15 protein-coding genes and 2 rRNA genes are annotated in these 22,450 nt (G+C 66.4%); 3 read left to right on the plus strand and 14 right to left on the minus strand.

Annotated elements, in window-relative coordinates:
- Positions 1-219 precede the first annotated feature (219 nt).
- Positions 220-3,016 (plus strand): 23S ribosomal RNA (locus tag ACOYYX_RS39845).
- A 219-nt stretch (positions 3,017-3,235) separates the two neighbouring features.
- Positions 3,236-3,344 (plus strand): 5S ribosomal RNA (gene rrf / locus ACOYYX_RS39850).
- Between the two features lie 789 nt (positions 3,345-4,133).
- On the opposite strand, the gene ACOYYX_RS39855 is transcribed toward rrf, so the two are convergent.
- The 12 genes from ACOYYX_RS39855 to ACOYYX_RS39910 all read right to left on the minus strand — a co-directional run bounded on the left by ACOYYX_RS39855 (position 4,134) and on the right by ACOYYX_RS39910 (position 18,835).
- Positions 4,134-4,571 carry a hypothetical protein gene (locus ACOYYX_RS39855; RefSeq protein WP_422931988.1) on the minus strand — a complete coding sequence of 146 codons (438 nt, stop codon included), beginning with the start codon at positions 4,569-4,571 and terminating at the stop codon, positions 4,134-4,136.
- Positions 4,572-4,687: 116 nt separating this feature from the next.
- Positions 4,688-5,107 (minus strand): hypothetical protein, encoded by a 420-nt coding sequence (locus ACOYYX_RS39860; RefSeq protein ID WP_422931989.1) that lies wholly within the window; start codon positions 5,105-5,107, stop codon positions 4,688-4,690.
- A gap of 174 nt (positions 5,108-5,281) precedes the next feature.
- Positions 5,282-6,055, minus strand: a complete 774-nt coding sequence (locus tag ACOYYX_RS39865) for a tetratricopeptide repeat protein (RefSeq protein ID WP_422931990.1) — start codon at positions 6,053-6,055, stop codon at positions 5,282-5,284.
- The gene (locus tag ACOYYX_RS39870; RefSeq protein ID WP_422931991.1) at positions 6,052-7,977 is read right to left on the minus strand and encodes a BatD family protein; all 1,926 of its coding nucleotides are present in this window, start codon (positions 7,975-7,977) and stop codon (positions 6,052-6,054) included. The genes ACOYYX_RS39865 and ACOYYX_RS39870 overlap by 4 nt, the downstream gene beginning before the upstream one ends.
- Complete coding sequence (locus ACOYYX_RS39875) at positions 7,977-10,922, minus strand: VWA domain-containing protein (RefSeq protein ID WP_422931992.1); 2,946 nt, start codon at positions 10,920-10,922, stop codon at positions 7,977-7,979. The genes ACOYYX_RS39870 and ACOYYX_RS39875 overlap by 1 nt, the downstream gene beginning before the upstream one ends.
- A gap of 19 nt (positions 10,923-10,941) precedes the next feature.
- Entirely contained in the window at positions 10,942-12,018 is a 1,077-nt protein-coding gene (locus ACOYYX_RS39880; protein WP_422931993.1) for a VWA domain-containing protein, read from the minus strand.
- A complete protein-coding gene (locus tag ACOYYX_RS39885; RefSeq protein ID WP_422931994.1) occupies positions 12,015-13,034 on the minus strand; it encodes a hypothetical protein in 1,020 nt (339 codons plus the stop codon). The genes ACOYYX_RS39880 and ACOYYX_RS39885 overlap by 4 nt, the downstream gene beginning before the upstream one ends.
- Positions 13,031-13,915: a DUF58 domain-containing protein gene (locus tag ACOYYX_RS39890; RefSeq protein WP_422931995.1), complete on the minus strand. Its 885-nt coding sequence runs from the start codon at positions 13,913-13,915 to the stop codon at positions 13,031-13,033. The genes ACOYYX_RS39885 and ACOYYX_RS39890 overlap by 4 nt, the downstream gene beginning before the upstream one ends.
- A gap of 37 nt (positions 13,916-13,952) precedes the next feature.
- On the minus strand, positions 13,953-14,942 hold the full coding sequence (locus ACOYYX_RS39895) for an AAA family ATPase (protein ID WP_422931996.1): 990 nt from the start codon (positions 14,940-14,942) through the stop codon (positions 13,953-13,955).
- Positions 14,943-15,284: 342 nt separating this feature from the next.
- Positions 15,285-16,103 carry an AraC family transcriptional regulator gene (locus ACOYYX_RS39900; protein ID WP_422931997.1) on the minus strand — a complete coding sequence of 273 codons (819 nt, stop codon included), beginning with the start codon at positions 16,101-16,103 and terminating at the stop codon, positions 15,285-15,287.
- A 190-nt stretch (positions 16,104-16,293) separates the two neighbouring features.
- A complete protein-coding gene (locus tag ACOYYX_RS39905; RefSeq protein WP_422931998.1) occupies positions 16,294-17,124 on the minus strand; it encodes a hypothetical protein in 831 nt (276 codons plus the stop codon).
- Positions 17,125-17,737: 613 nt separating this feature from the next.
- Positions 17,738-18,835 carry an NADH:flavin oxidoreductase/NADH oxidase gene (locus tag ACOYYX_RS39910; protein WP_422931999.1) on the minus strand — a complete coding sequence of 366 codons (1,098 nt, stop codon included), beginning with the start codon at positions 18,833-18,835 and terminating at the stop codon, positions 17,738-17,740.
- A gap of 380 nt (positions 18,836-19,215) precedes the next feature.
- Between ACOYYX_RS39910 and ACOYYX_RS39915 the strand changes: the two genes are divergently transcribed.
- Positions 19,216-20,349, plus strand: coding sequence for an FAD-dependent oxidoreductase (locus ACOYYX_RS39915; protein WP_422932000.1), 1,134 nt, complete (start codon positions 19,216-19,218; stop codon positions 20,347-20,349).
- 99 nt (positions 20,350-20,448) lie between these two features.
- Here the strand turns inward: ACOYYX_RS39915 and ACOYYX_RS39920 are convergent, their stop codons facing one another.
- Together ACOYYX_RS39920 and ACOYYX_RS39925 are read right to left on the minus strand one after the other, a co-directional pair.
- Positions 20,449-21,171, minus strand: coding sequence for a YebC/PmpR family DNA-binding transcriptional regulator (locus ACOYYX_RS39920; protein WP_422932001.1), 723 nt, complete (start codon positions 21,169-21,171; stop codon positions 20,449-20,451).
- A gap of 136 nt (positions 21,172-21,307) precedes the next feature.
- Entirely contained in the window at positions 21,308-22,390 is a 1,083-nt protein-coding gene (locus tag ACOYYX_RS39925; protein WP_422932002.1) for a GGDEF domain-containing protein, read from the minus strand.
- Positions 22,391-22,450: the final 60 nt, after the last annotated feature.

Below are 22,450 nucleotides of genomic sequence, written 5' to 3' on the forward strand. Positions count from 1 at the left end.
GGTCACGCAAGAATACCGTAGCAATGGTAGTGGCATACCAAGTATCTCCACAACAGTGGAACCCTTACGGATCGCGAGACTGACACGCCGAGAGGCGGACAGGTCTCGCAAGTATCGTTACACGGTGGTGAAGCCGCGTCGCGAGACGCCGACTCACCAAGCGGGAACGTGACCCATGCCGGATCGACTGTCGCACCCGTGCGGCGGCCGGATCGGCGTGGTCAAGCTCCTAAGGGCACGGGGGATGCCTAGGCGTCATCAGAGATTCGGGCGTGGAAGGCTGCGAAATGTCCGGGGGAGCTGCCGAACGAGCGTCGATCCCGGAATGCCCGAGGAGACCCGGGGAACTGAAACATCTCAGTACCCGGAGGAAAGGAAATCAACCGAGACTCCCTCAGTAGCGGCGAGCGAACGGGGACCAGCCTAAACCGGGTGGGACACCACCCGGGGTCGTGGGGCCGGAGTCGTGGGATGAATGAGCGTCAGCCGAAGTTCCTTGGAACTGGACACCGTAGCGGGTGAGAGTCCCGTAGGCGACGATGCGAGTTCCCCTATCCGGTACCCGAGTAGGGTCGGGCACGTGAAACCCGGCCTGAATCGGCGGGGACCATCCCGCAAGGCTAAGCACTCGATGACGACCGATAGCGAACCCAGTAGGGCGACCGAACGGTGGGAAGAACCCCGATGAGGGGAGGAGACTGAACCTGAAACCCCGTGCCTACGAGCGGTGGGAGGGCATTGGCTTAGGCCAGCCTGACCGCGTGCCTTTTGCATAATGATCCGGCGAGTTACTGTATTCGGCCCCAGGTTAATCCCTTCAGGGAGGAGCCGCAGCGAAAGCGAGTCTTCATCGGGCGCCATAGTCGAGTGCAGTAGACGCGAAACCAGGTGAACTACCCATGGGCAGGTTGAAGCGGCCCTAACCGGCCGTGGAGGACCGAACCCACCAGTGTTGAAAAACTGGGGGAGGACCCGTGGGGAGGAGTCAAAGTCTTATCAAACCTGGAGATAGCTCGTTCTCTCCGAAATGGCTTTAGGGCCAGCCTCGGGACATACCCTGCGGGGGTAGAGCGACGGAATTCGGTCGGGGGGCTTCCCGCCTACCCGCCGAAACCCAACTCCGAATACCGCAGGGCGGACCCCGGGAGTCAGAACGTGGGGGATAAGCTTCACGTTCGAGAGGGAAACAACCCAGACCGCCGACCAAGGCCCCCAAGTCGACGCTCAGTGGCAAAGGAAGTGGGATCGCGGTGACAGCCGGGATGTTGGCTTAGAAGCAGCCACCATTTCAAAAGTGCGTAACAGCTTACCGGTCGAGCCATCCCGCGCCGAAAATGACGGGGACTAAGCGTCGCGCCGCAGTCGCGGATCGGAAACGATGGTAGGAGAGCGTTGCCCGCCGCCGCGAAGCCGGATGGAAACGACCGGTGGAGCGCGGGCAAGTGCGAATGCCGGAACGAGTAACGATAAGATGGGTGGGAAGCCCATCCGCCGAAAGCACAAGGTTTCCTGGGGAAGGTCAATCCGCCCAGGGTCAGTCGGGACCTAAGGCGAGGCCCAAGGGCGTAGCCGATGGACAGGCGGTTAATATTCCGCCACCCGTCATGAAGGTTGAGCCGCGGAGGACGCCGGGACGAGGAGAGTCGGGGCGCTAGATACCCCCGTGCCGCAAGGCCGACAGCATTCGATCTGGAAGCTCTTTGAATTCCCGGCCACGAAAAGCCCCGCGGGGACGACATGACCGGCCCGTACCGCAATCCGACACAGGTGTGCTAGGCGAGCATCCGAAGGCGTTCGGGAGAACCCTCGTGAAGGAACTCGGCAAAATGACCCCGTACCTTCGGTATAAGGGGTGCTCACCGCAAGGTGAGCCGCAGAGAATCGGCTCTAGCGACTGTTTATCAAAAACACAGGACTCTGCCAACTCGCAAGAGGACGTATAGAGTCTGACGCCTGCTCGGTGTCGGTAGGTTGAGGAAGGCGGTCAGCGAGAGCGAAGCTGCCGACCGAAGCCCCGATAAACGGCGGCCGTAACTATGACGGTCCTAAGGTAGCGAAGTTCCTTGTCGGGTAAGTTCCGACCTGCATGAATGGCGTAACGACTGGAGCACTGTCTCCACGAGGGACCCGGTGAAACTGTAGCCGTGGTGAAGATGCCACGTACCCGCGGTCAGACGGAAAGACCCCGTGAACCTTTACTGCAGGTTGGCATTGGGTCAGTGTCCTTTCTGTGTAGCATAGGTGGGAGGCTGCGACACGGCGGCGCCAGCCGTCGGTGAGCCATCGGTGAAATACCACCCTGAAATGACCCTGATCCTCACCGGTCCGTAGCCCGGGCCGGGACCATGCTCATCGGGCAGTTTGACTGGGGCGGTCTCCTCCCAAAGAGTAACGGAGGAGTGCAATGGTACCCTCGGCCCGGTCGGCAATCGGGCAACGCGAGCCGCAAACGTAGAAGGGTGCCTGACTGCGAGACCCATCAGTCGAGCAGGGACGAAAGTCGGCGTTAGTGATCCGGCGGTGCTGGATGGAAAGGCCGTCGCTCAACAGATAAAAGGTACTCCGGGGATAACAGGCTGATCTCCCCCGAGCGTCCCTAGCGGCGGGGAGGTTTGGCACCTCGATGTCGGCTCATCGCATCCTGGGGCTGGAGAAGGTCCCAAGGGTTTGGCTGTTCGCCAATGAAAGCGGTACGCGAGCTGGGTTCAGACCGTCGTGAGACAGGTCGGTCCCTATCTGCCGTGGGCGTAGGAAACTTGCGGAGCGTCTCCCCTAGTACGAGAGGATTGGGGAGGACCGACCTCTGGTGTGCCGGCTGTCCCGCTCGGGGCATCGCCGGGTAGCCAGGTCGGGACCGGATAAGCGCTGAAGGCATCTAAGCGCGAAGCCCCTCCAAGACGAGGTTTCCGGCACGAAAGTGCGAAGGCTCCTGGAAGACGACCAGGTCGATAGGCCGGGAGTGCACGGCGAGCGATCGCCGCAGCCGACCGGTCCTAACAGCCAATCGCTTGACCACCCCGATCCGTCCGCCTCCCCCGGCTTCGCATGAAGCCGATGGCGAAGGATGAGATCCGAGGTGTGGTTCACACATCACCCGGGCCATGTGACGATCCGATCCCACGGGATCCGCCGTCGTCGAGGTCCTCGGGTGTGCCCGCCAGCCGCGGTCCATTCGACGCGTGACCCGATCCACCGAAGTCGCGTCCGCCGGGCCTCAACGCCCGGCGGACGAATTTCCGGCGACCATACTGACGGGGTCCCACCCGTTCCCATCCCGAACACGGCCGTTAAGCCCGTCAGGCCCATGATAGTGCCCTTGGCGCGAAAGTCGGTCATCGCCGGAATCCCACAAGCCGCCCCGGTCACCCCCAAAGGTGACCCGGGGCGGCTTTTTTTTTCTTTTGCCGACACTGATGCAGATAGCCGACCCTGTGCAGATAAGTGATCACCGCGGGCCGGACGGAGCAGGGCTGACACGATGGCCAATCTTGACTTCTTCGCCACCCGGGCCGATCTCGAGGCACTGGTCCGGTTTCTCTTCGACTCCACGGACGTCGCGGCGGCCTTCGATGTCGGATCGAACCCTGCCGTCAGATGTCGGATCGAACCCTGCCGTCAGTGGCTTCGCCATCTTTCTGCAACTGTGGTCGCCATCCGTCGAATCAAGTCCTCGGGTCGAGCGAATCACGCTCGATCCCAGTCGCTGCGGCGGGCACACCTTCCGCTACAGGATCGACGGCGGAGGGCTGATTCAGCTCTATTTCGGAGGGATCAGCGGACGGTCTATCACGAAGTCGCATTTCGGCCATTTCAGCGAGGCGGGTGCCCGAAAGTGGGGACGCTCGGAAGGGGTGGACTGGCCCGCACTCAAGAGCCTGTCGAATAAGATCCAGCGTCACATTCGAGCTCGCCTGGCGGTTGCCCGTGTTCCCGGTCGGCCGGTCCTCGCCGAAGCCTATGGCCATGTCCGATCCGGATACGCCCTCAAAGAATCGGCGTCCTCGCCAACCTCTTATGAACTACCGCATATAGGATGAAACGGAACGACAAGCCGAGCGAGCTAGCAACCTCGAGGCCAGCTAGGCATCGCTTATGCGCCCGGAATGGCCGAGGTGCCTCGGACGGATAAGGATTCAGGAGCGCCGGCGGAGGTCGCTGGTTTCGACGCCGATGTCGAGCGAGCCGCAAGCCCGGCGCAAAGCGGGCTCGTCGATGAGGCGTTCGTGGAAGCAGCGCAGCAGGAAACTGTAGAAGGCGTCGCAGAGTTGTCGCCTCGCCTCGCCGAGTTCCTGGCTGGGGACTCGCCGGGGCGGTTCGGCCTTCGTCTCCGTGCAGCATGGGTCGACGAGGAGGAATTCCGTCGTCCCGTGGTCGGCCGCGAACTTCATCTGGGCCGACTTCATCCGCTCGAATCGGCGGCCGTAGCCGTCGATGACCTGGAGGCAGTGCCGGATCTCCTCCGCCCAGAAGTCGAGGTTCGCCAGGTGCCCCACCAACTGATGACGGTTCAAGGTGACGAACTTCGCGATCTGATCGGCAAGAATCTTGGATATATCTGAAGAGTAAGCCATATCAGAACCTCCGTAATCACAATTCATGTGACTGGGATGTCATTGATTTGGAGGAATGCCATTCGCCCCGGGAACCCTGGCCGAGGAATCGCCTCAAGGCCTGCCTCGCGTGGCGGTCAATCTCCCGCGGGGAGGGCCGACCACCAGACCTCGAACGAGGGCCAGCCGTGGCCGCTCCATTCCGGGTCCTGACGAGTCCGGAACTCGGCCGTCGCCCGGCTCGCCAGGGCCGGGTCGATCGCCAGGCGACCCTCCAGTAGACGTTGCAGGGTCTCGTGGCGGGCCCGGTCCTCGGGCAAGGCGGGATGGGTCTCCAGGGACGTTTCGCCCAGGTGGAAAGCCGTCTCCCAGCGACGCCAGATCGCCCAGTCCTCGAGGGCCAGGGCCAACGTGTCGGCGTCGAGGGGCATCAACAGGAAGATATCCTCGCCGTCGCTCCACTCCGACTCGAACCGATGGGGACGGCCTCCGTACTCGGCGATGCCTCGCCTCGGTCCGTCGTACCGGTCGGTCAGCGCATGAACGGGCTCGTACATCGAAGCGGGCTCCGCATGGTCATGCCCGTCCGCAGGCGATGGAAGCGCCAATGGTCCTGAAGACCCCATGCCGGCCGTTCGGGTTCGCGTCCGCTCCGAAGGTTCCAGGTCAGGGGTCGAGGTCGACTCGCGCGAGGATTTCGGGACGGCCCGGCCCTGGACTGCGAAAATGCATCAAAGGGCCGTGTCCTCGCGGCGGAGCCAGCCGTCGCCGATGCCCTCGAAGTGGCCGAGGAGCCAGTCGCCGTTCTCGGACAGGACGGTGAACTCGGCGCCGTCCTTCAGGGGCTGGTCGAAGGCGGGTTCGTAGTCCTTGCCGATGCCCTTGCGGACGATCGTCTCGCGGGTGATGACGCCGCGGCGGGAGCCGGAGACGTCGGCGTAGGAAAGCGCGGCGTCGAGGGCGAGGATCAGGCCGAGGGCCACCATGACAAGGCCGAGGATGTGGCCGATGCGTTTCCTCAGGAAGACGGCTGAGCAAACGGCGAGGGCCCCGAGGAGGAACGCGGCGCAGGCGCCGTAGGCCTTCTCGGGGAAGGAGAGGGAGCCGCTCCAGAAGAAGACGTGCTGCCACCAAGGTGGGGGGGGCTCGGCGAGCTTGCCGGGGGCCACGGCGAGGGCCTGTCGGAGGTTCGCCGAGAGGTAGGGGTCGCGGGGGCGAAAGGGCTGGGCCTTGCGGTAGGCCGCGATGGCTCGCCCGTACTCGCCGGCACGGTAGTAGGCGTTGCCGAGGTTGTAGTAGACTGCGCCGTTGCGGTAGCCGTCGGCCAGGAGAGATTCGAGCAGGGCGGCGGACTCGTGGTAGTCGCGCGGGGACCTGGCGGCGTCGAAGACCTCGAGGGCCCGGACGAAGGTGCGCTGGCGAGAGCCCAGGTCGGCGGCGTCGGCCAGGCCGGGCGTCACGATCAGGCTCAAGAAGATCATCGCATGGCGAAGTTTCATGTTCATGCGCGGGGCCCTCGCTCGAGCTGACGCGCCAGGCTCGGGAGGAGCGCCGCCGCCTTGTCGATCATGGCCGAGACTTCGGAGCCGGCCCCGGAGCCGTATTCGGCGGCCTCGATGTCGTTCAGGAGCCCGAGGACGGCCGAGCGCTCTTCGACCGGCACGGAGGTTGAGGAGAGGGCGATGTCGGCGTCACGCGCGGTCAGTCCCTCGGCGACGAGGTTGCGCGTGTCGGCGATCAGGCCGACGAGCGAGGAGCGCAGGGCTCGAAGCGACTCGCGCGATCGCCCTTCGGCCAGTGCCTTTCTCGCGTCATCGAGCCGACGCTCGGCGGCCTTGCGGGCGTTCCGCCGACGCTGCAGGTCGAGGTCGCCCGACTTGCGGCGGTGCGAGCCCACGAAGGCGATCAGGCAGCCGGCGACGACCCAGGAACCGGCCGCCACCGACGCGAGCACGACGAGGTTCACGCGCTCGTCGCCCAGGCCCGAGGGATCGGTCACGTTCTGGAAGATGCCTTGCTCGCGCGAGCGGACCTGCGGCGTCGAGGATCGCCCGAGGGACCCGACGAGGTCGCCGGCGCCCACGCTGCTGGCTTCCGAGACGTTCAGGGCGATCGGCGGCGCCTGGATCTCGGAGAATGCCTCGGTGTCGGGGTTGAAGACGCTCGCGCTCAGCGCGGGGATGCTGGCCCCGGCACGCTTGGGCCGCAAGGCGTAATCGAAGCGCTTGACGTCCCCCTCGCTCCGGCCGGTGGGGCTGCGGTCGACGATGTCGAAGTCGGCGGCGAGCGCCTTGTTGGCGGTCAGGTCGGGGGCGGAGATCTGGTTGAGGGAGCCGCTCCCCTCCTGGCGGGCGACCTCGAGCGTGAGGGTCAGCGGGTCGCCCACGCGGAGGGCCTTGGGGGCTGCGGTCGCGGCGAGGGTGTAATTCCCGACCCCGCCGCAGTAGCCGGCGGGGCGGGGGCTCGGCACGTCGCGGACCTCGATCGTCGCCGCCGGGGCGACCGCGGCCAGGGCCTTGGAGGTGTACGCGGACCCTCCCTCGCCGTCGACGAACCGCCCCTTGATGAGTGCGGCGCCGAAGGTGAAGGTCCCCGAGGCCTCGGCCGTGAAGGTGCGCTTCAACTCGTAGGCGAAGTAGTTGATGGGTTTGCCGTCGAGCCCCGGCCGACTCTCCCGCCCGGCGGCGAGGTGGAAGACCGCCGAGGGGGGCCCTTCGAAGAAGGACATGCTTCGCAGCTTGAATTCATTGAGCGTGAATCCGATGCCGTCGCGGGCGAGGTGGTCCTGGAGCCATTGCGACTTGTCGTCGGCGGTCAGGCCGGTCGGCGGGTCGACCCAGGGCACGTCGAGGTGCGGCGGCTTGCGGACCAGGGCCCGCAGCGGGTCGCGATCCGGGTCGTCCGGCAGCGGGCGGACGAGGATGCGCAAGGTCACGTCGAACGGCTGGGTCGGATAGACGCGGCGGCGGCTCGTCTTGATCTCGGCGACGACGAGGTCCTGCGTCTCCGGGGCCGTGACCTTCAGCGTCAGCTCGCCCCCCGAGTACGTCTTGCCGTCCACCGTGACCGTCGGCGCGGGGATCGTGAGGGCGCCGCCGCGCCTGGGCGTCAGGCGATAGCGATAGTAATGGCCGAACGACTCCTGCTGGATGACCCGGCCGTTGATGATGAGCGTCGACGATTGATTATGGGATTCGTCGCCGAGGGACTTGATGTCGAAGTCCTCGCGGAGCGCCGAGAGGTCGGGCGCCGCGGGCGTCTTCACGTTCCGGACGTCGATGACGTAATCGATACTTTCGCCCGTGAAGACCTCGGAGGCGCCGGCCTCGACCTCGACCTCGGGTTCCTCGGCTCCATGAGTCGGGGCCCCGAGGAGGGCGAGGAGCATGACCGTCAGGGCTGCGGTCGCAGCGTGAGTCCTTCGCATCACCAGTCCTTCTCCACGGGCGCCCGTCCCAGGCCGCGGACCTTCATCATCACCCGATCTCGCTCCCGCTTCTCCTGCTGCCGCTCGCGGACCTTGCGCAGGACCGACTCGATCTGGTCGCGCGAGGCCTGCTCCTTCTTCTGCTGCGCATCGGACTTGCTGGAGCCCTGGTCCTTTTTCTCGTCCTTCTTGCTCTCGTCTTTCTGGGATCCGTCTTTCTTGGATTCGTCTTTCTTCTGCTCATCTTTCTTGGATTGAGATTCGTCTTTTTGTTGATCTTTTTTGGATTGGTCTTTTTGTTGATCCTTCTTCTTCTGCTCATCTTTCTTGGACTGGTCTTTCTGCTGGTCCTTCTTCTTCTGCTCGTCGTCCTTCTTCTGCTCGTCGTCCTTCTTCTGATCCTGCTTCTTCTGCTCGTCGTCCTTCTTCTGGTCCTGCTGATCCTTGTCCTTGGGCTGGGCCTTCTGGATCTCTTCGAGGATCTTGCGGGCCTCTTCGGCAGGGGGGTAAGCGGCCTGGCGGTCGGGCTGCTTGAGGGCCTTGAGGGCGTGGCCCATCTGCTCGACGGCCTTCGGGGCCAGCTCGATCGCCTTGTCATAGCCCGCCTTCAACTCGGCGGGGGTGGGGCCTTTGGGGGCGGCCTCCTGATCCTTGCCCTTGGGCTGAGGCTGAACCGGAGGCGGCGGCGGGGAAGACTCCAGCCGCTGCTTCTCGGCCTCGGCCTTGAGGCCCAGGAGTTGGGTCCTGCGCTGGGTCCGCTCCTGGAGCTTGGCCAGCGGTGCGAGGTCTTCCTCCTCGGTGCCTATCGTCGGCGTCGAGCCCTGCGCGGCCTTCGCGGCATCCTCTCCATCCTTGGAGACCGACTCCTCGGAGGCAGCAGCCGGCGGGGCCAAAGCCTGGGCGATCTTCGTCTGATCGGCGAGGTCGCGGGCGAGGAGCGGCTGGAAGGGGATGACGGCCTCCCAGATCTTCTCGAACTCCTCGACGGCCGCCTTCTGGTCGTCGGCCGCGGCGACGCCCTGCTTGCTCTCGAGCTGCCGCGAGGCCGACTGCATCTTCTGGCCGGCGGCGTTCGCCCACCCCTGGAGGAGTTCGACGCCCTTCTGTGCCTCGCTCGCGTTAGGCTGCGGAGCCTTGCCGTCGCTCGGTGGCTGAAGCTCGGCCTTGATCTTCTCCTTGAGCGGGCCGATCTCCTCCGTCAGCTCGTCCTGCGCCCGCTTGAGCTCGAGATAGGCGTCGGCGGGGGTCGTGGCGGGGAGGTGCCTGGCCGTCTCGGAGAGGGCCGTCTCGGCCTCGTTGAGGAACTCGAGGAAGGCGAGCAGGTTCATCTCCTGCCGACGCTTCTCGCGGTCGTAGGCGTGCCAGCGGTCGCCGTAATACTTGACCCACTGGCGGACGAGCTCGATGTCGCGGCGGGCCGAGGCGTTGTTCGGCTCGAGCTCGAGGGCGTGCCGGAACGAGGCCACCGCTCCGCGCAGTTGATCGAGGATCTCCGGGCGCTTCTCCGGCGGGACGGCCTCCGGCTGCTCGCCCGCGAGCTTGCGGGCCTCCTCGGCCGAGAGCGTGCCGAGGTTGAAGTGGGCCGACGCGGCGATCTTGCGGTCGCGAGCGAGGCCGGCCTTGAGGTAGAGCTCCCTCGCCTGGCCCACATCCCCCTTGCGGTGCGCCGCGCAGGCCTGGTCGAACGCCGCGATCGCCGCCTGCGCCGCGTCCTTGCGGTCGAGCTGCTCGCGGGCCGCCGCGAACCGGTCGCTGGCCTTGGCGTAATCCCCCCCGGAATAGAGTCGCAAGCCCTCGCCGACCGACTCCGCCGGGTTCGCCGCCGAGGCGATCTGCGGAGCCGCGAGCAAGGCCAGGGCGGTCGCGACGGTCGCCACGGCTCGAGACGTCTTTGACTCCGCTTCAACCTCGACGGCCGCCGCACCCGGCTCGGCCGTCGAGGCCCCGGTGAGCCGACGATAGGGGCGGATCAGGGCGTCGGCGAGGAGGGCGATCAGCGACAAAGCGAGGAAGATCTGGAACCGATCCGCGCGCCGGATCCGCGTCTGCGCCTGGTCGTCGGTGCCCCGGCGACCTTGCAGATACTTGGTGTAGAGCTCGCCGAGGTCATAGGCTCGCGTGCCGACGGGGACGTAGATCCCCGATGTCTTCAGCGCGATATCTTTCAACAAGGAGCCGTCGAGCTTGCTCCAGACCTGCTGCCCCTGATATTCGAGGTACGACTTTGCAGCGGCCCCTTGCGGGATCCGGGCGCCGTGGTCGGCGTCGCCGAGGCCCACGGTGAAGATCGTCACGTTCCGCTCGGCGGCGATTGCGGCGGCCTCGCGAGGGTACGACTGCTGGTCGTCGCCGTCGGTGATGAGCAGGATCGCCTGGTCGCGGTCGGGGCGGGCCTGGAAGACCTCGAGGGCCTTGCGGATGGCGTCGCCGATCGCCGTGCCCCCCCTCGGGGCGCTCTCGGGGTCGAGCTCATCCAGCGAGCGGCGGAAGGTGTCGTAGTCGACGGTCAGCGGGCACTTCACGACCGCCTGGCCGGCGAAGGCGATCAGGCCGACGCGTTCCCCTTCGAGCCGGTTCACGAGCGAGGCCACGTCGGATTTGGCGCGGCCGAGCCGGCTGGGGGGGACATCCTCCGCGAGCATCGACCGCGAGACGTCGATGAGCACGTAGAGGTCGCTCCCCCTGGGGATGACCTCCTCATACTGCGTCCCGAACCGGGGGCCCGCCAGCGCGACGAGCCCGGCCACCAGCCCCAGCTCGCGCAAGAGGGTCTTCACCCAGAACCGGCCCGGCGAGTCGGCCGGGAGGATCCGGGGCCACATGGGCCTGGCCACGAACGCCGACGCCGCCCGCAGGCGCCTGCGCCTCGAGTACAGGGCGAGCCCCAGCCAGGCCGCGGCCAGCGGCAGGATCAGGTACAACCATTGCGGATGCTGCCATTCCATCGCGGACGAAACCCCTCGCTTAGGGCAACGATCGGAACCTCGTCTCCGACAGCAGGCCGACCACCAGAATCAGGGCCAACCCTGGCGCGGCGAACCAGGGGAAGAGCTCGCGATACTCGGAGAACTTCGACTCCTCGAACTTGCTCTTCTCGAGCTGGTCGATCTCGGCGTAGACGTTCGCGAGGCCCTCGGAGTCGGACGCGTGGAAGTACTTCCCGTGCCCGGTCTCGGCCATCTCGCGGAGCAAATCCTCGTCGATCCGGAACTCGGCGGGGACCAGGATGCGGTTGCCCAGGTCGTCTTCCTGAGGGATCGGCACCGTGCCGCTGTGCCCGATGCCGATGGTGTAGACCCGGATGCCCGACTCGGCCGCGATCTTCGCCGCCTCGCGAGGGTCGACGACCCCCGCGTTGTTGTCGCCGTCGGTCAGGAGGATCAGGACCTTGCTCTTGGCCTTCGCACCCCGGAGCCGATCCACGCCCACGGCCACGCCGTCGCCGATGGCGGTGGCCAGCTCCTCCTTGAGGTTGTCGGCGTTGATGACCTCCCCCTGGCTATCCCGGATCGGACGCGGGACCGCGAGCCCCTTCACGATGTCGACGAGGGCGCCGTGGTCGAGGGTCAGGGGGCACTTGCTGTCGGCGAAGCCGCCGAAGGCGACGAGCCCCACGAGGTCGTCCGTCCTGCCCGAGAGCCCGGTCGACCTGGAGCCGAGCACGAAGTCGGCGACGACGTGCTTCACGGCCTCGAGCCGGCTCACGTCCTTGCCCTCGAGCTGGAAGTCGATCGCCTCCATCGAGCCGGAGACGTCGAGCACCATCTCGATCGCGATCCCCTGGCCGGCGATCCGCGACTCGGCCTTCCCCGCCTGCGGCCTCGCCAGCGCGACGAAGACCAGGAAGAGGCCGAGCCCATAGGCGTAGGGCAGGCCGCGCCGGATCCTCTGCGCGAGGGTGATGGGGAGCCCCTTGAGGTCGCTCACGCTCGAGAAGATGGCGGCCGGCCGCTGGTTCGACCGTCGTCGCCAGGCGAGCAGGCCGAGCGCCAGCGGCGCGAGGATCAGCCAGAACCAGGAGTAGAGGCGGAACGCGTTCACGGGGTCGACTCGGCTCCTGTGGCTTCCAGGACGACGGCCTCGGCCTGGGCCGGCGCCGCGTTGACGAACTCCCGGGCGCGGGCGATCGCCTGCTCGATCTGCCCCTCTTCCGGCACCTGCCCCGCGTATTTAACCAGGTCGGCCGACTCCAGGAAATTGGCGAGGCGGATCGACCGCTCGGCGGGGAAGACCTCGCGCGAGCGGATGTCGCGGAGGAATTCCTGCGTCGTCTGGTCGGGGGCCCTGATCCCGGTCGTCCCTTCCACATACTGCCGGACGATCCCCGTCAGCCGCAGGTAGAACTCTTTGATGAGGCCCTTCGACGGCAGGTCTTCCGCGAGCAGGAGCGAGAGGGCCTCGTGCGCGATCTCCTCGGGGCTTCTGCGAGGGGGCTCGACCGGTTTCCGCTTGCGACGCCGGATTAGCACCAAGGCCACGACTGCGAGCACTCCGATCGCACCTGCCACCCACCAGAGCGCCAACGACGAGGCGACGGCCTGGGGCGGCACCATCGGCGCGAGCCGCGCGAGGTCCGGGGCCCCTTCGCCGAACTCCGATGTCACGTTCACTTCGAGCGGCTCGGTCTCGATCAGGGTGGGCGCGCCCTTTCCGTCCTGGCCGGGGCGCTTATCCGCGAACTCGATGGCCACGGATCGGATCAGGTGCTTGCCGGCGTGCGTCGGCTCGAGCTCGTAGTGGAACCGACGCTTATTCTTGTCGCCGCTCTCGGCGGGTCGTTCGGTGTAGTCGCGGACGAGGAAGTCCCCCACCGCCTGGCCGAACGCCGGGGGCTTGATCTCGACCCCGGGCTGAGACTCGACGCTCACGTCCATCTGGAGGAGGTCGGAGAGCCTCGGCTCTCTGGGCGAGACGCGGACGAAGAGCTTGACCGGACCCTTTTCGGCGGTGCGGTCGATGGAGTCTCCCTGGCCGCCGCCGTTCCCTCGACCGCCGCAGCCGGCGATCGCGATCACAAGGAGGAACATCGCCCCATGAATATAGGTTCGTGCGGTCATCGTTGCCGCTCCCGCATCCGGAAGAAGCGCTGGAGGCTCGTGGCGTAGGGCTGATCCGTCCTGATGTCGAGGCGGTCGACGCTGGCGCGGCGGAGCCAGCCGGCGAGCTTCTGCTCGCGCTCCCGGGCGGCCGTGGCGAAGAGGGCGCGGACGCGGGGGTGCCTTGTGTCCAGCTCGACGAGCTCGTCGGTCTCGGCGTCGCGGAGGGTGAGGAAACCGACGTCGGGCAAGGTCGACTCGCGGGGGTCGGACATGGTCACGGCCACGCAGTCGTGACGCTGGTTGGCGATGGCCAAAGCCCGCGAGCAATCGGGGCCGAGGAAGTCGCTCATCAGGAAGACCACGCAGCGCCGGCGCTGGACGCGCCCGAGGTACTCGAGGGCCTTGGAGATATCGGTCGGAGCCTTGATCGGCTCGGTGGAGAGCAGCTCGCGGATCAGGCGGAGGACGTTCGCCCGCCCCTTGCGCGGAGGGATGTACTTGACGACCTCGTCGGTGAAGAAGAGGAGGCCGACCTTGTCGTGGTTCCGGATCGCCGTGAACATCAGGACGGCGGCCACCTCCACGGCGGTCTCCATCTTGCTCAGGCGGGACGAGCCGAACGAGCCCGACGCCGAGATGTCGACGGCCAGGATCACGGTCAGCTCGCGCTCCTCGCTGAACGTCTTGACGAACGGGGCCCCCGCGCGGGCGGTGACGTTCCAGTCGATGGTGCGGATCTCATCCCCGGGGACGTATTCGCGGACGGAGTCGAACTCCATCCCGCGCCCCTTGAAGACGCTCAGGTACTCGCCGGCCAGCAGGTCGTTCACCTGCCGGCGCGCGACGATCTGGATCCGCCGGACTTCTTTCAGGACGTCTTCAAGCTGTCGCTTCGCCATGATGTCAGCAGGAGCAAGGGGCCGAAAGGGGAGGGCCTCAGGGGACGGGGACCGACTCGAGGATCTTGCCCACGACGACGTCGGGCGTGGTCTCCTCGGCCTCGGCCTCGTACGTCAGGAGCACCCGGTGCCGGAGCACGTCGACGGCGATATCCTTCACATCCTGCGGGGTCACATACGCCCGCCCGACGAGGAACGCGTGGGCCCGCGCCGCCAGGCAGAGGTTGATCGAGGCCCTCGGCGAGGCCCCATATTCGATCAGCGGCTTGAGGTCGGCGAGCTTGTACCGCTCGGGGTGCCTCGTGGCGGTGACAATGTCGAGGACGTAGTCCTTCACCTTGTCGTCGAGGTAGAGCGAGGCGGTCGTTTCCTTCATCGCGAGGAGTTGCTCGGGCTCGAGGACCGGCTGGACCTCCCGGCGCAGGCCGTCGAGGGCCACGTCCATCACCTTGCGTTCCTCGGCGGGGGTCGGGTATCCGACGACCACCTTGAGCATGAAGCGGTCGACCTGCGCCTCGGGGAGCGGGTACGTCCCTTCCTGCTCGATCGGGTTCTGGGTCGCGAGCACGAGGAAGGGCTCCTCGAGCTTGTACGACTCGTCGCCGATCGTGACCTGGTGCTCCTGCATGGCCTCGAGCAAGGCCGACTGCACCTTGGAGGGGGCCCGGTTGATCTCATCGGCCAGGATCAGATTCGCGAAGATCGGCCCCTTGCGGGTGCTGAAGGCCCCCTCGCGCGGGTTATAAATCAAGGTGCCGATGAGGTCGGCGGGCAGCAGGTCGGGGGTGAACTGGATCCGGTTGAACTTGCAGTGCACGGCCGCCGCGAGCGCCTTGATGGCAGTCGTCTTGGCGAGTCCCGGCACCCCTTCGAGCAGCACATGCCCGCCGGTCAAGAGGGCGATGAGGAGCCGCTCGAGCATCTGGTCCTGCCCGATCAGGACCTTGCGGACCTCGGTCTTGACCCGATCGAGCTGGTCCGAATATTGGAGAACCTGATCCTTGATCCGCTGGATGTCGACGCTCATGATCCCCGATCAACCCTGGCTAACGGCAACGGCCGAAGTCTTGTCGGTATCCGAAAGCTCCCCGTCGGGGCGACCCGGCGAGGAGACCATCTAGATAAAGCCTCTTACGACCCCGTACGCAAGACCTAACCCTTTGGTTCGCGCCGACCCGGCCTGCGATTGTAAGGCCGAGGCGTCGGCCGCAGTCCGCCCAGCGAATACGATTCTCAAGGGTGGCCGCGATTGGGAGACCAGTTCCCATCGTGGTGCGCGAAACGCAGCGGGAGGCGAGTCACGCCCGAATCGAACCCATCGACGACCTCGGGCGGTGAGTCCTTGGAGAGGCTCCTCCCCACCGCCTCGCTATCCAGGATCACTCGCCGATCCCGAAAGCCTCTCGGTCATGTACCGCGCCGGGGATGAACCCAAAGCCTTGCGGAACATATAGACGAAGCTGCTCGCGCTTTCATATCCGAGGTCCATCGCGACCGACTGGACGGACAACCCTTGGGAGAGCCATTGCAAGGCCAGGCTGATGTGGAGCTGCTGCCGCCAACGGCCGAAGCTCATGCCGGTTTCCTGGAGGACGAGACGGCTCAGGGTCCGCTCGCTGACGCCGACCCGATTGGCCAGGTCTTGCATCGACGCCCGGGCCGAGGGCTCGCTCGCCATCGCGTCGGCGATGGTTCGCAGGCGGTCGTCGGAGGGCATCGGCAGGTGGAGTTTCTCCACCGGCGCGGCGGCGAGCTCGTCGAGGAGCACGCTCACGAGCCGAGATTCCCGGCCGTTCTCGGGGTAGAGCGCGGGGAACTCGGCGCAACGGAGTAGAATCTCGCGCAGCATCGGGGAGACGGAGACGGTGCAGCAGGCCTCGGGCAGGTCGGCGACGGAGGCCGTGTCCACGAAGAGGGAATAGACCTCGAGGTCTCCCACGCCCTTGACGCTGTGCCGCGCCCCGCCCGGGATCCAGAGGGCGCACCCCGGCGGGACGATCCAGAGGCCGTCGGCGACATCGCATGTCAAGGTTCCCCGCGCCGAGTAGACGAGCTGCGCCTTGCGGTGATGGTGCGCCCCCATCTTGAACGCATCGGGAGCCGTCTCAATCGCCACGCCCATCGCCATGACCGGCCTCGGCACCGAGTCGGGATCGAGGTGCTCGTCATCAGCCTTAAAGATCGGCATGCGTCGAGTGATCCGCTGACCTTGTACATTCCCCTCGAAGCTATTTGGCACCTGGCTCCGGTCGCCCGTCAAGACTTCGGTGGGAGGTCGGCGTTTAGCAACTTTTGGATCGGTCGACCAGCGTCGGATCGATATCCGGGGAGGATCGGGAGAGGCGGGCACGCCCGCGTCTCCCGATGACGAGGGCATTTCACGGCTCGTTCCGGAGGCGTCGGACCTCGTCCTGGAGCCTCGCGATCCGGTCTTCCAGCGCCTCGATTTGCCGCCGGAGATCATCGTCCCGGCCGGGGGACGCGTCGAAATCCGCGGAGGTGCCGGCTCGGTCGCTCTTAACTTCTCGATTCGTGGCAAGGTTCGTCACCGCGCGGACCTCGAGATGCGTGTCCCCGGCCGGGCCGGTTTCCATCCATCCGTCCGCCCTGATGCGATCGCCCCGGCCGATCGCATTCGTGAACCGGTCCGCGAGATGGGGGGGCCAGTGGACGAGCATCCCGCCTTCGAGGGTGACGCCGTCCACCTCGCCCCTCGGGGCGGTCGTGTAGTCCTGGATACGACCTTCGACCACCTTGGACGGGCCACGCCTGGCCATCGGCCCGAACTCGCCGGCGCGTCGGCCAGGGCCCGGAGGCCGGGGAGGGGGGCCGAGATCATTCTCGGCCCTGGCATTCGTGCGGAGGTTCCTGACGGCCTGCGCCTCGAGATGCGTGTCCCCTTCAGGTCCCGTCTCCATCCGCCCGGCGACGCTGATCCGGTCACCCTTGGTCACGACGGAGGCGAAACGATCCGCGAGATGAGGCGGCCAGTGGACGAGCGTCCCGTCCTCGAGCGTGGCACCGTCCACCTCGCCCATAGGGGCGGTGGTGAGGCTTTCCACGCGGCCTTGCACCGACTTCGCCGGCCCGAATCGCGGGCCCTGGGCCCACACCGACGAAGGGGCCCAGCTCAGCCCGAGGGCGATCGCCGCGAGCGGGGCCAGGCGGCTTCCTGTCAGGAGAGTCTTGAGAGTCTCGGACGCTTTCATCGGAGGTGCCTCTGCGGTGGAAGCTGAGGGCCAAGCCTCGACACCGGGTATTCTCATGAGGGGAAGAAGGCGTCTGGCGACGCCCCCTCATGTGGCCCGATCGACCTTCAAAGCAGGTGCGATACCAAGCCCCGGCCCATGAGACGAAGACGCGCGATCCGGACGCAAAGGCCGACAACCTTCCACCCGGGACTCGTGCCGCAAGTGCCATTCGGTTAATGAGATTAGAAGCAGCCCGCCCGACCGATAGTCATCCAAAAAAATAGATGTGTTGCAATACACGCAGGGCCATGCCGTTCGCTCGGGGATTTTGAGTTGGGCACGCATCGCCCGCCAACGACGGGGAAATCCCGCCCAACTTCAGACCGCTGCTCCGATGCAACGCACGATTCAGGCGACTCGAGACAGCCGGCACCGTGGCCCTGAGTGCTGCCGCCTTTCGGCGAAATCGTGGATTCGTTTCAACCATCCCCGGATGCCGCCGCGTTTCAATCAATCAAATTTTGATAAATACAAACATTAATCGACTTAATCGACGCGCGCGGGGCCCGGCACGCGTCATCATCATGACAGTCACATGTCGGGTCGATTCGAGGCCAGTTCCCGGACCGGCTCAGCGATATCTCGCCAGCCAGTGGGCGTAGGCCGCCGGCAGGGTGTTCCAGTCGGGGTTCTCGACGCCGAGTTCCCTGGCCGCGCGATGCGTCCAATGGGGATTGGCCAGGAACGGGCGGGCGAGCGAGACGAAATCGACCTTCTCATCGCGGACCAACGCTTCGGCATCTTTGGGCTCGGAGATGTACCAGCTCGTGGTGGTCGGGAGGCCCGTCTCACGCCGCACGCGCTGGGCGATCTCGCCCATGAAGTTGGCCCCCCAGGGGATGCTGGCGTCCGGCGTGTTGAAGCCGAGGGACACGTCCACGCTGTCCAGGCCCTCGCGCTTCATCTGCCGGAGCAGGGCGACGCTCTCGGCGAAGAACCGCTCGTCGTCGCCGTCGAACTCGACGACGCCCAGCCGCACTTGAAGCGGCCGGTCCTGGGGCCAGACCTTGCGGACGGCCACGAACGTCTCCAGGAGGTAGCGGGCCCGGTTCTCGGCGGAGCCGCCGTAACGGTCGGTGCGACGGTTCGAGATCGGCGAGAAGAAGTTCTGGGCCAGGTAGCCGTGGGCCATGTGGAGCTGCAGCCAGTCGAACCCGGCGTCTCGCGCCCGCACCGCCGCGGCGACGGTGTCGGCCTGCACGCGGGCGATGTCGTCCGGCGTCATTTCCCTCGGGACTCGCGGCAGGAGGTTGCCGCCGAAGGCGACCGGCGAGGGCGCGATGGTCTCCCACGAGTTCGGCTCGCCGAGCGGGATGTGATTATCGCCTTCCCAGGGTCGATTGGCCGACGCCTTCCGCCCGGCATGGGCGATCTGGATGCCCGCCGCGGAGCCCCAGTGCTTGATGTCGCGGGCCAGGGGCGCCAGCCGTTCGGCCTGGCGGTCGTTCCAGAGGCCGAGGTCCCCCCAGGTGATCCGCCCTTCGGGAGAAACCGCCGTGGCCTCGACGATGACCAATCCCGCCCCGCCGCGGGCGAACGACGAGTAATGCACGCGGTGCCAGTCGTTGATCTCGCCGTCGGTCGCCATGTACTGGCACATGGGCGAGACGACCGTGCGGTTACGCAGCGTCACGCCTTTGAGGTCGTAGCTATCGAAAAGTCCGGCCATTCCGAGTTCCTGTCCTTGCTCTCGCCCCAAAGATCGAACCCGCCGGGGAATTCACCTTCGCCCCGACCGGATCTCTTGCTCACCGGGAACTGTAGGCCCTTATCCCATAACCATCAAGTAGTTACGTTTTGGGGACGTAGGCACCAGAAGGTGCCCGTCCCATGGGCGAAGGAGAGGCGGACACCGACCCTTCGCGACCTGGAGTCCGACGGATGACTGAGGCCGTCGAAGACGGCGGCCAGGCTGATGGCTGGTTTTCGATATAAGTTGGCGAAATCCCCTGATGTCGCCGCGAAGGCGCCGGGGTATCGTCCAACCCAGCAGGACGGCCTTATTCCGACCGGGAGTTGTCGGCGGAATCGAACTCGTGAGGGATCAGGATGGATACGCCAATCGCGATCATCGGCGCAGGGCTCGGCGGCTTGGTACTCGCCCGGGTCCTGCACGTCCACGGCATCGCCGCGACCGTTTATGAGGCGGATGCCTCGCCGAAGGCCCGAGGGCAGGGGGGCTTGCTCGACATCCACGAACACGATGGCCAGGCCGCGCTCAGGGCGGCGGGGCTCTATGACGAGTTCCTCGGGATCATCCACGCAGGCGGCCAGGAACTGCGCGTGCTCGACAAGGACGGCAACGTCCTCTTCGCCAAGCCCGACGACGGCAAGGGGGGGCGCCCCGAGGTCCCTCGAGGCGAGCTCCGCCGGATCCTGATCGAATCCCTCCCCCCCGACGCGATCCGCTGGGGCCGCAAGCTCGCGGGCGTGACCGCGCCCGGCGATGGCAAGCATACGCTGGCCTTCACCGACGGCTCCACAACGACGACCGGCCTCCTCGTCGGAGCCGACGGCGCCTGGTCGAGGGTCCGCCCGCTCGTCTCCGAGTCGAAGCCCACTTACGTCGGCACGTTATTCGCTGAAACATACCTGTTCGACGGCGACACCCGCAACAAGGCCAGCGCCGACGTCGTGGGCGGCGGCTCTCTGATGGCGATCTCGCCGGGCAAGTTCATCTTCGCGCACTGCGAGCCGAAGGGCGTGCTTCATACCTACGTGGAATTGAGCAAACCGAAGCAGTGGATCGACGGCATCGACACCACCGATCGCGCGAGGGCCCTGGCCCTCATCGCCGAGGAGTTCGAAGGCTGGTCCCCGGCCTTGACGCGGCTCATCTCCCTGGGCGAGACCGACCCCGTGATCCGCCCGATCCACACGCTCCCCGTCGGCCACCGCTGGGACCACCGCCCCGGCGTGACGCTGCTCGGCGACGCCGCGCACCTGATGCCCCCGAACGGCGAAGGGGCCAACCTCGCCATGTTCGACGGCGCCCAGCTCGGCCGGGCCATCGCCGCCGCCCCCGATGACCCCGAATCCGCAGTCCTCGCCTACGAGACCGACCTCTTCCCCCGAAGCCTCTCCGCCGCCGAGGAAGAGGCCAGGTTCTCCGAGCTCCGCCACAACTCCGACATCTCCCGGTTCGTGGTCGACTTCTTCACCGGCAACCTGCCCGTCGAATAACCCCCCGGGCAGACCGCCATTCGATCAGGTTGTGTTCATGCCAGGCGATGGGGAGACTTTCAATCGAAGCATAACTTCGGGGGCCGGACCGGGCGCGGATTAGCCGGGGAGGACGACGTCGTGGTAGATTTCCTGGACGTCATCGCAATCGTGGAGCATGCCCAGCAATTTCTCGAACACGCCCAGATCTTCCGCGTTGAGAGACTTGCTCGCCTGCGGGAGAAATCGGATTTCCTGGATTTCGAGCTCGACGCCGGGGAACGCTTCGAGCAAGGCCGTCTTCGCCTTGTAGAACTCGGCCGGAGGGGCGAAGATCGTGATGGTACCCTCCTCGCTCTCGACCTCCTCGACGGCGACGTCCGCGGCGAACATCGCCTCGATCACCTTCTCCTCGTCGCTCCCCTGGAACGAGAGCACCGCCAGGTGGTCGAAGGACATCACGACGGAGCCATTGGCGGACAGCTTGGACCCGGTCTTGTTGAAGCAGCTGCGGACGTCGGAGATGGTGCGCGTGCTGTTGTCGGTCAGGCAATCGACGATGAGCAGGGAGCCGCCGGGGCCGAACCCCTCATAACGGGCGGCCTGGAAGTCCTCGCCCCCCGTGCCGGCCGCCTTCTGGATCGCCTTCTCGATCACATGGCTCGCCACGTTCTCGCGCTTGGCTTTCTCGACGAGGCTGCGCAGCGTCGGATTGGCATCCGGGTCGGGCACTCCGTTCTTGGCCGCCATGTACAACTGCCTGCCGAACTTGGAGTAGAGCTTGGATTTCTGAGCGGCGGTTTTGAAGATCGACGCTTTGCGCTTCTCGAAGATCCGTCCCATATGAATGAATCCTGCCTTCTCAATTTCCCAACGGAGCCGAGCCTCGAATGGTTTCGCCCCATCATTCTAGAGAAAAAGAGCTTCGGGAACAATTCAACAGGCGCCCGTGGCCAGGCGAGCGTGGCCGGGTCCCGGGTCAGGCCCCGAGGCAGAGGGTGACGCGATTGCGTCCGGCCTGCTTGGAGGCGTAGAGGGCCCGGTCGGCGAGCCTGACGAGCGAGTCACAGGTCGGGGTCGAGCCCCCCGCGGCGGAGACCCCGAAGCTGGCGGTCACGCCCCGATGCGGCCAGGCGTGCCGCTCTATGGACTCTCGGATCGCCTCGGCGATGCTCATGGCCGCCTCGACCGGGGTGGAGGGGAACAGCAGGGCGAACTCCTCGCCGCCGTAGCGGGCGACGAGGTCCTGCTTCCGCACGGCCCTCGCGAGCAGGCCCGCGACCTCGCACAGGACGCGGTCCCCCGCCGTGTGGCCGAAGTCGTCGTTGTAGGCCTTGAAGCGGTCCACGTCGATCATGACGAGCGAGAGCGGCTCGAGATCGGGCCCCGATGCGTCGGATCGGCTCCGGGCGAAGCTCCGGTCGAGCTCCTCGTGGAACCGGCGCCGGTTCATCACCCCGGTCAGCTCGTCGATCGCGGCCAGCATCGTCAGCTCGGAGTTCTCGCGGGCCAGCACGTCCCTGGCGGAGCAGATCCGGCGCACGCTCTCGAGGCGGGCGGCGAGGAGGTCGGGGTCGGCGGGCCTGGCCAGGATGTCGTCGGCCCCGGCGGCGAAGGCCTCGAGGCGATCCTCGCGGCCGAGCTTCGCGGTCACGAGGATGTTGTACGTGTCGCAGCTGCGACGATGGGCCCGGACCATCCGGAGCAGCTCCAGCCCGTCCATGTCGGGCAGGGCCCGGTCCGCGATCACGACGTGGCGAGCCTCCTTGACGATGTGCCCCCAGGCCTCCTCGCCCGACCTCGCGACGAGCACCTCGTGCCCGAGCATCGCCAGGCTGTTCTGGATCTTCCGGGCGGCCTGCGGGCGTTCGCAGACGACGAGGATCCTCACCGGCTTATCGCCCCTGCCGCCCGCATCACGGATGCCCCGCGCCTGGGACACGCGGGGCGACTCGGCCTGGCATTCCACGCGATCGACGTCGGCCTTGAACAGGCCCGCCACCGAATCGCTCGGCGTGCGATACCTCGTGGTCGGCGACATGCGAATGTTCTTGATATTCATGTGATTCACTGATCTTTCGGCGTCGAGACTCGCTCCGTCGCGAGCCGCGGAGGCCGCCCG

It is taken from the genome of Singulisphaera chitinilytica, assembly GCF_049331405.1.
Lineage (GTDB): Bacteria > Planctomycetota > Planctomycetia > Isosphaerales > Isosphaeraceae > PoT.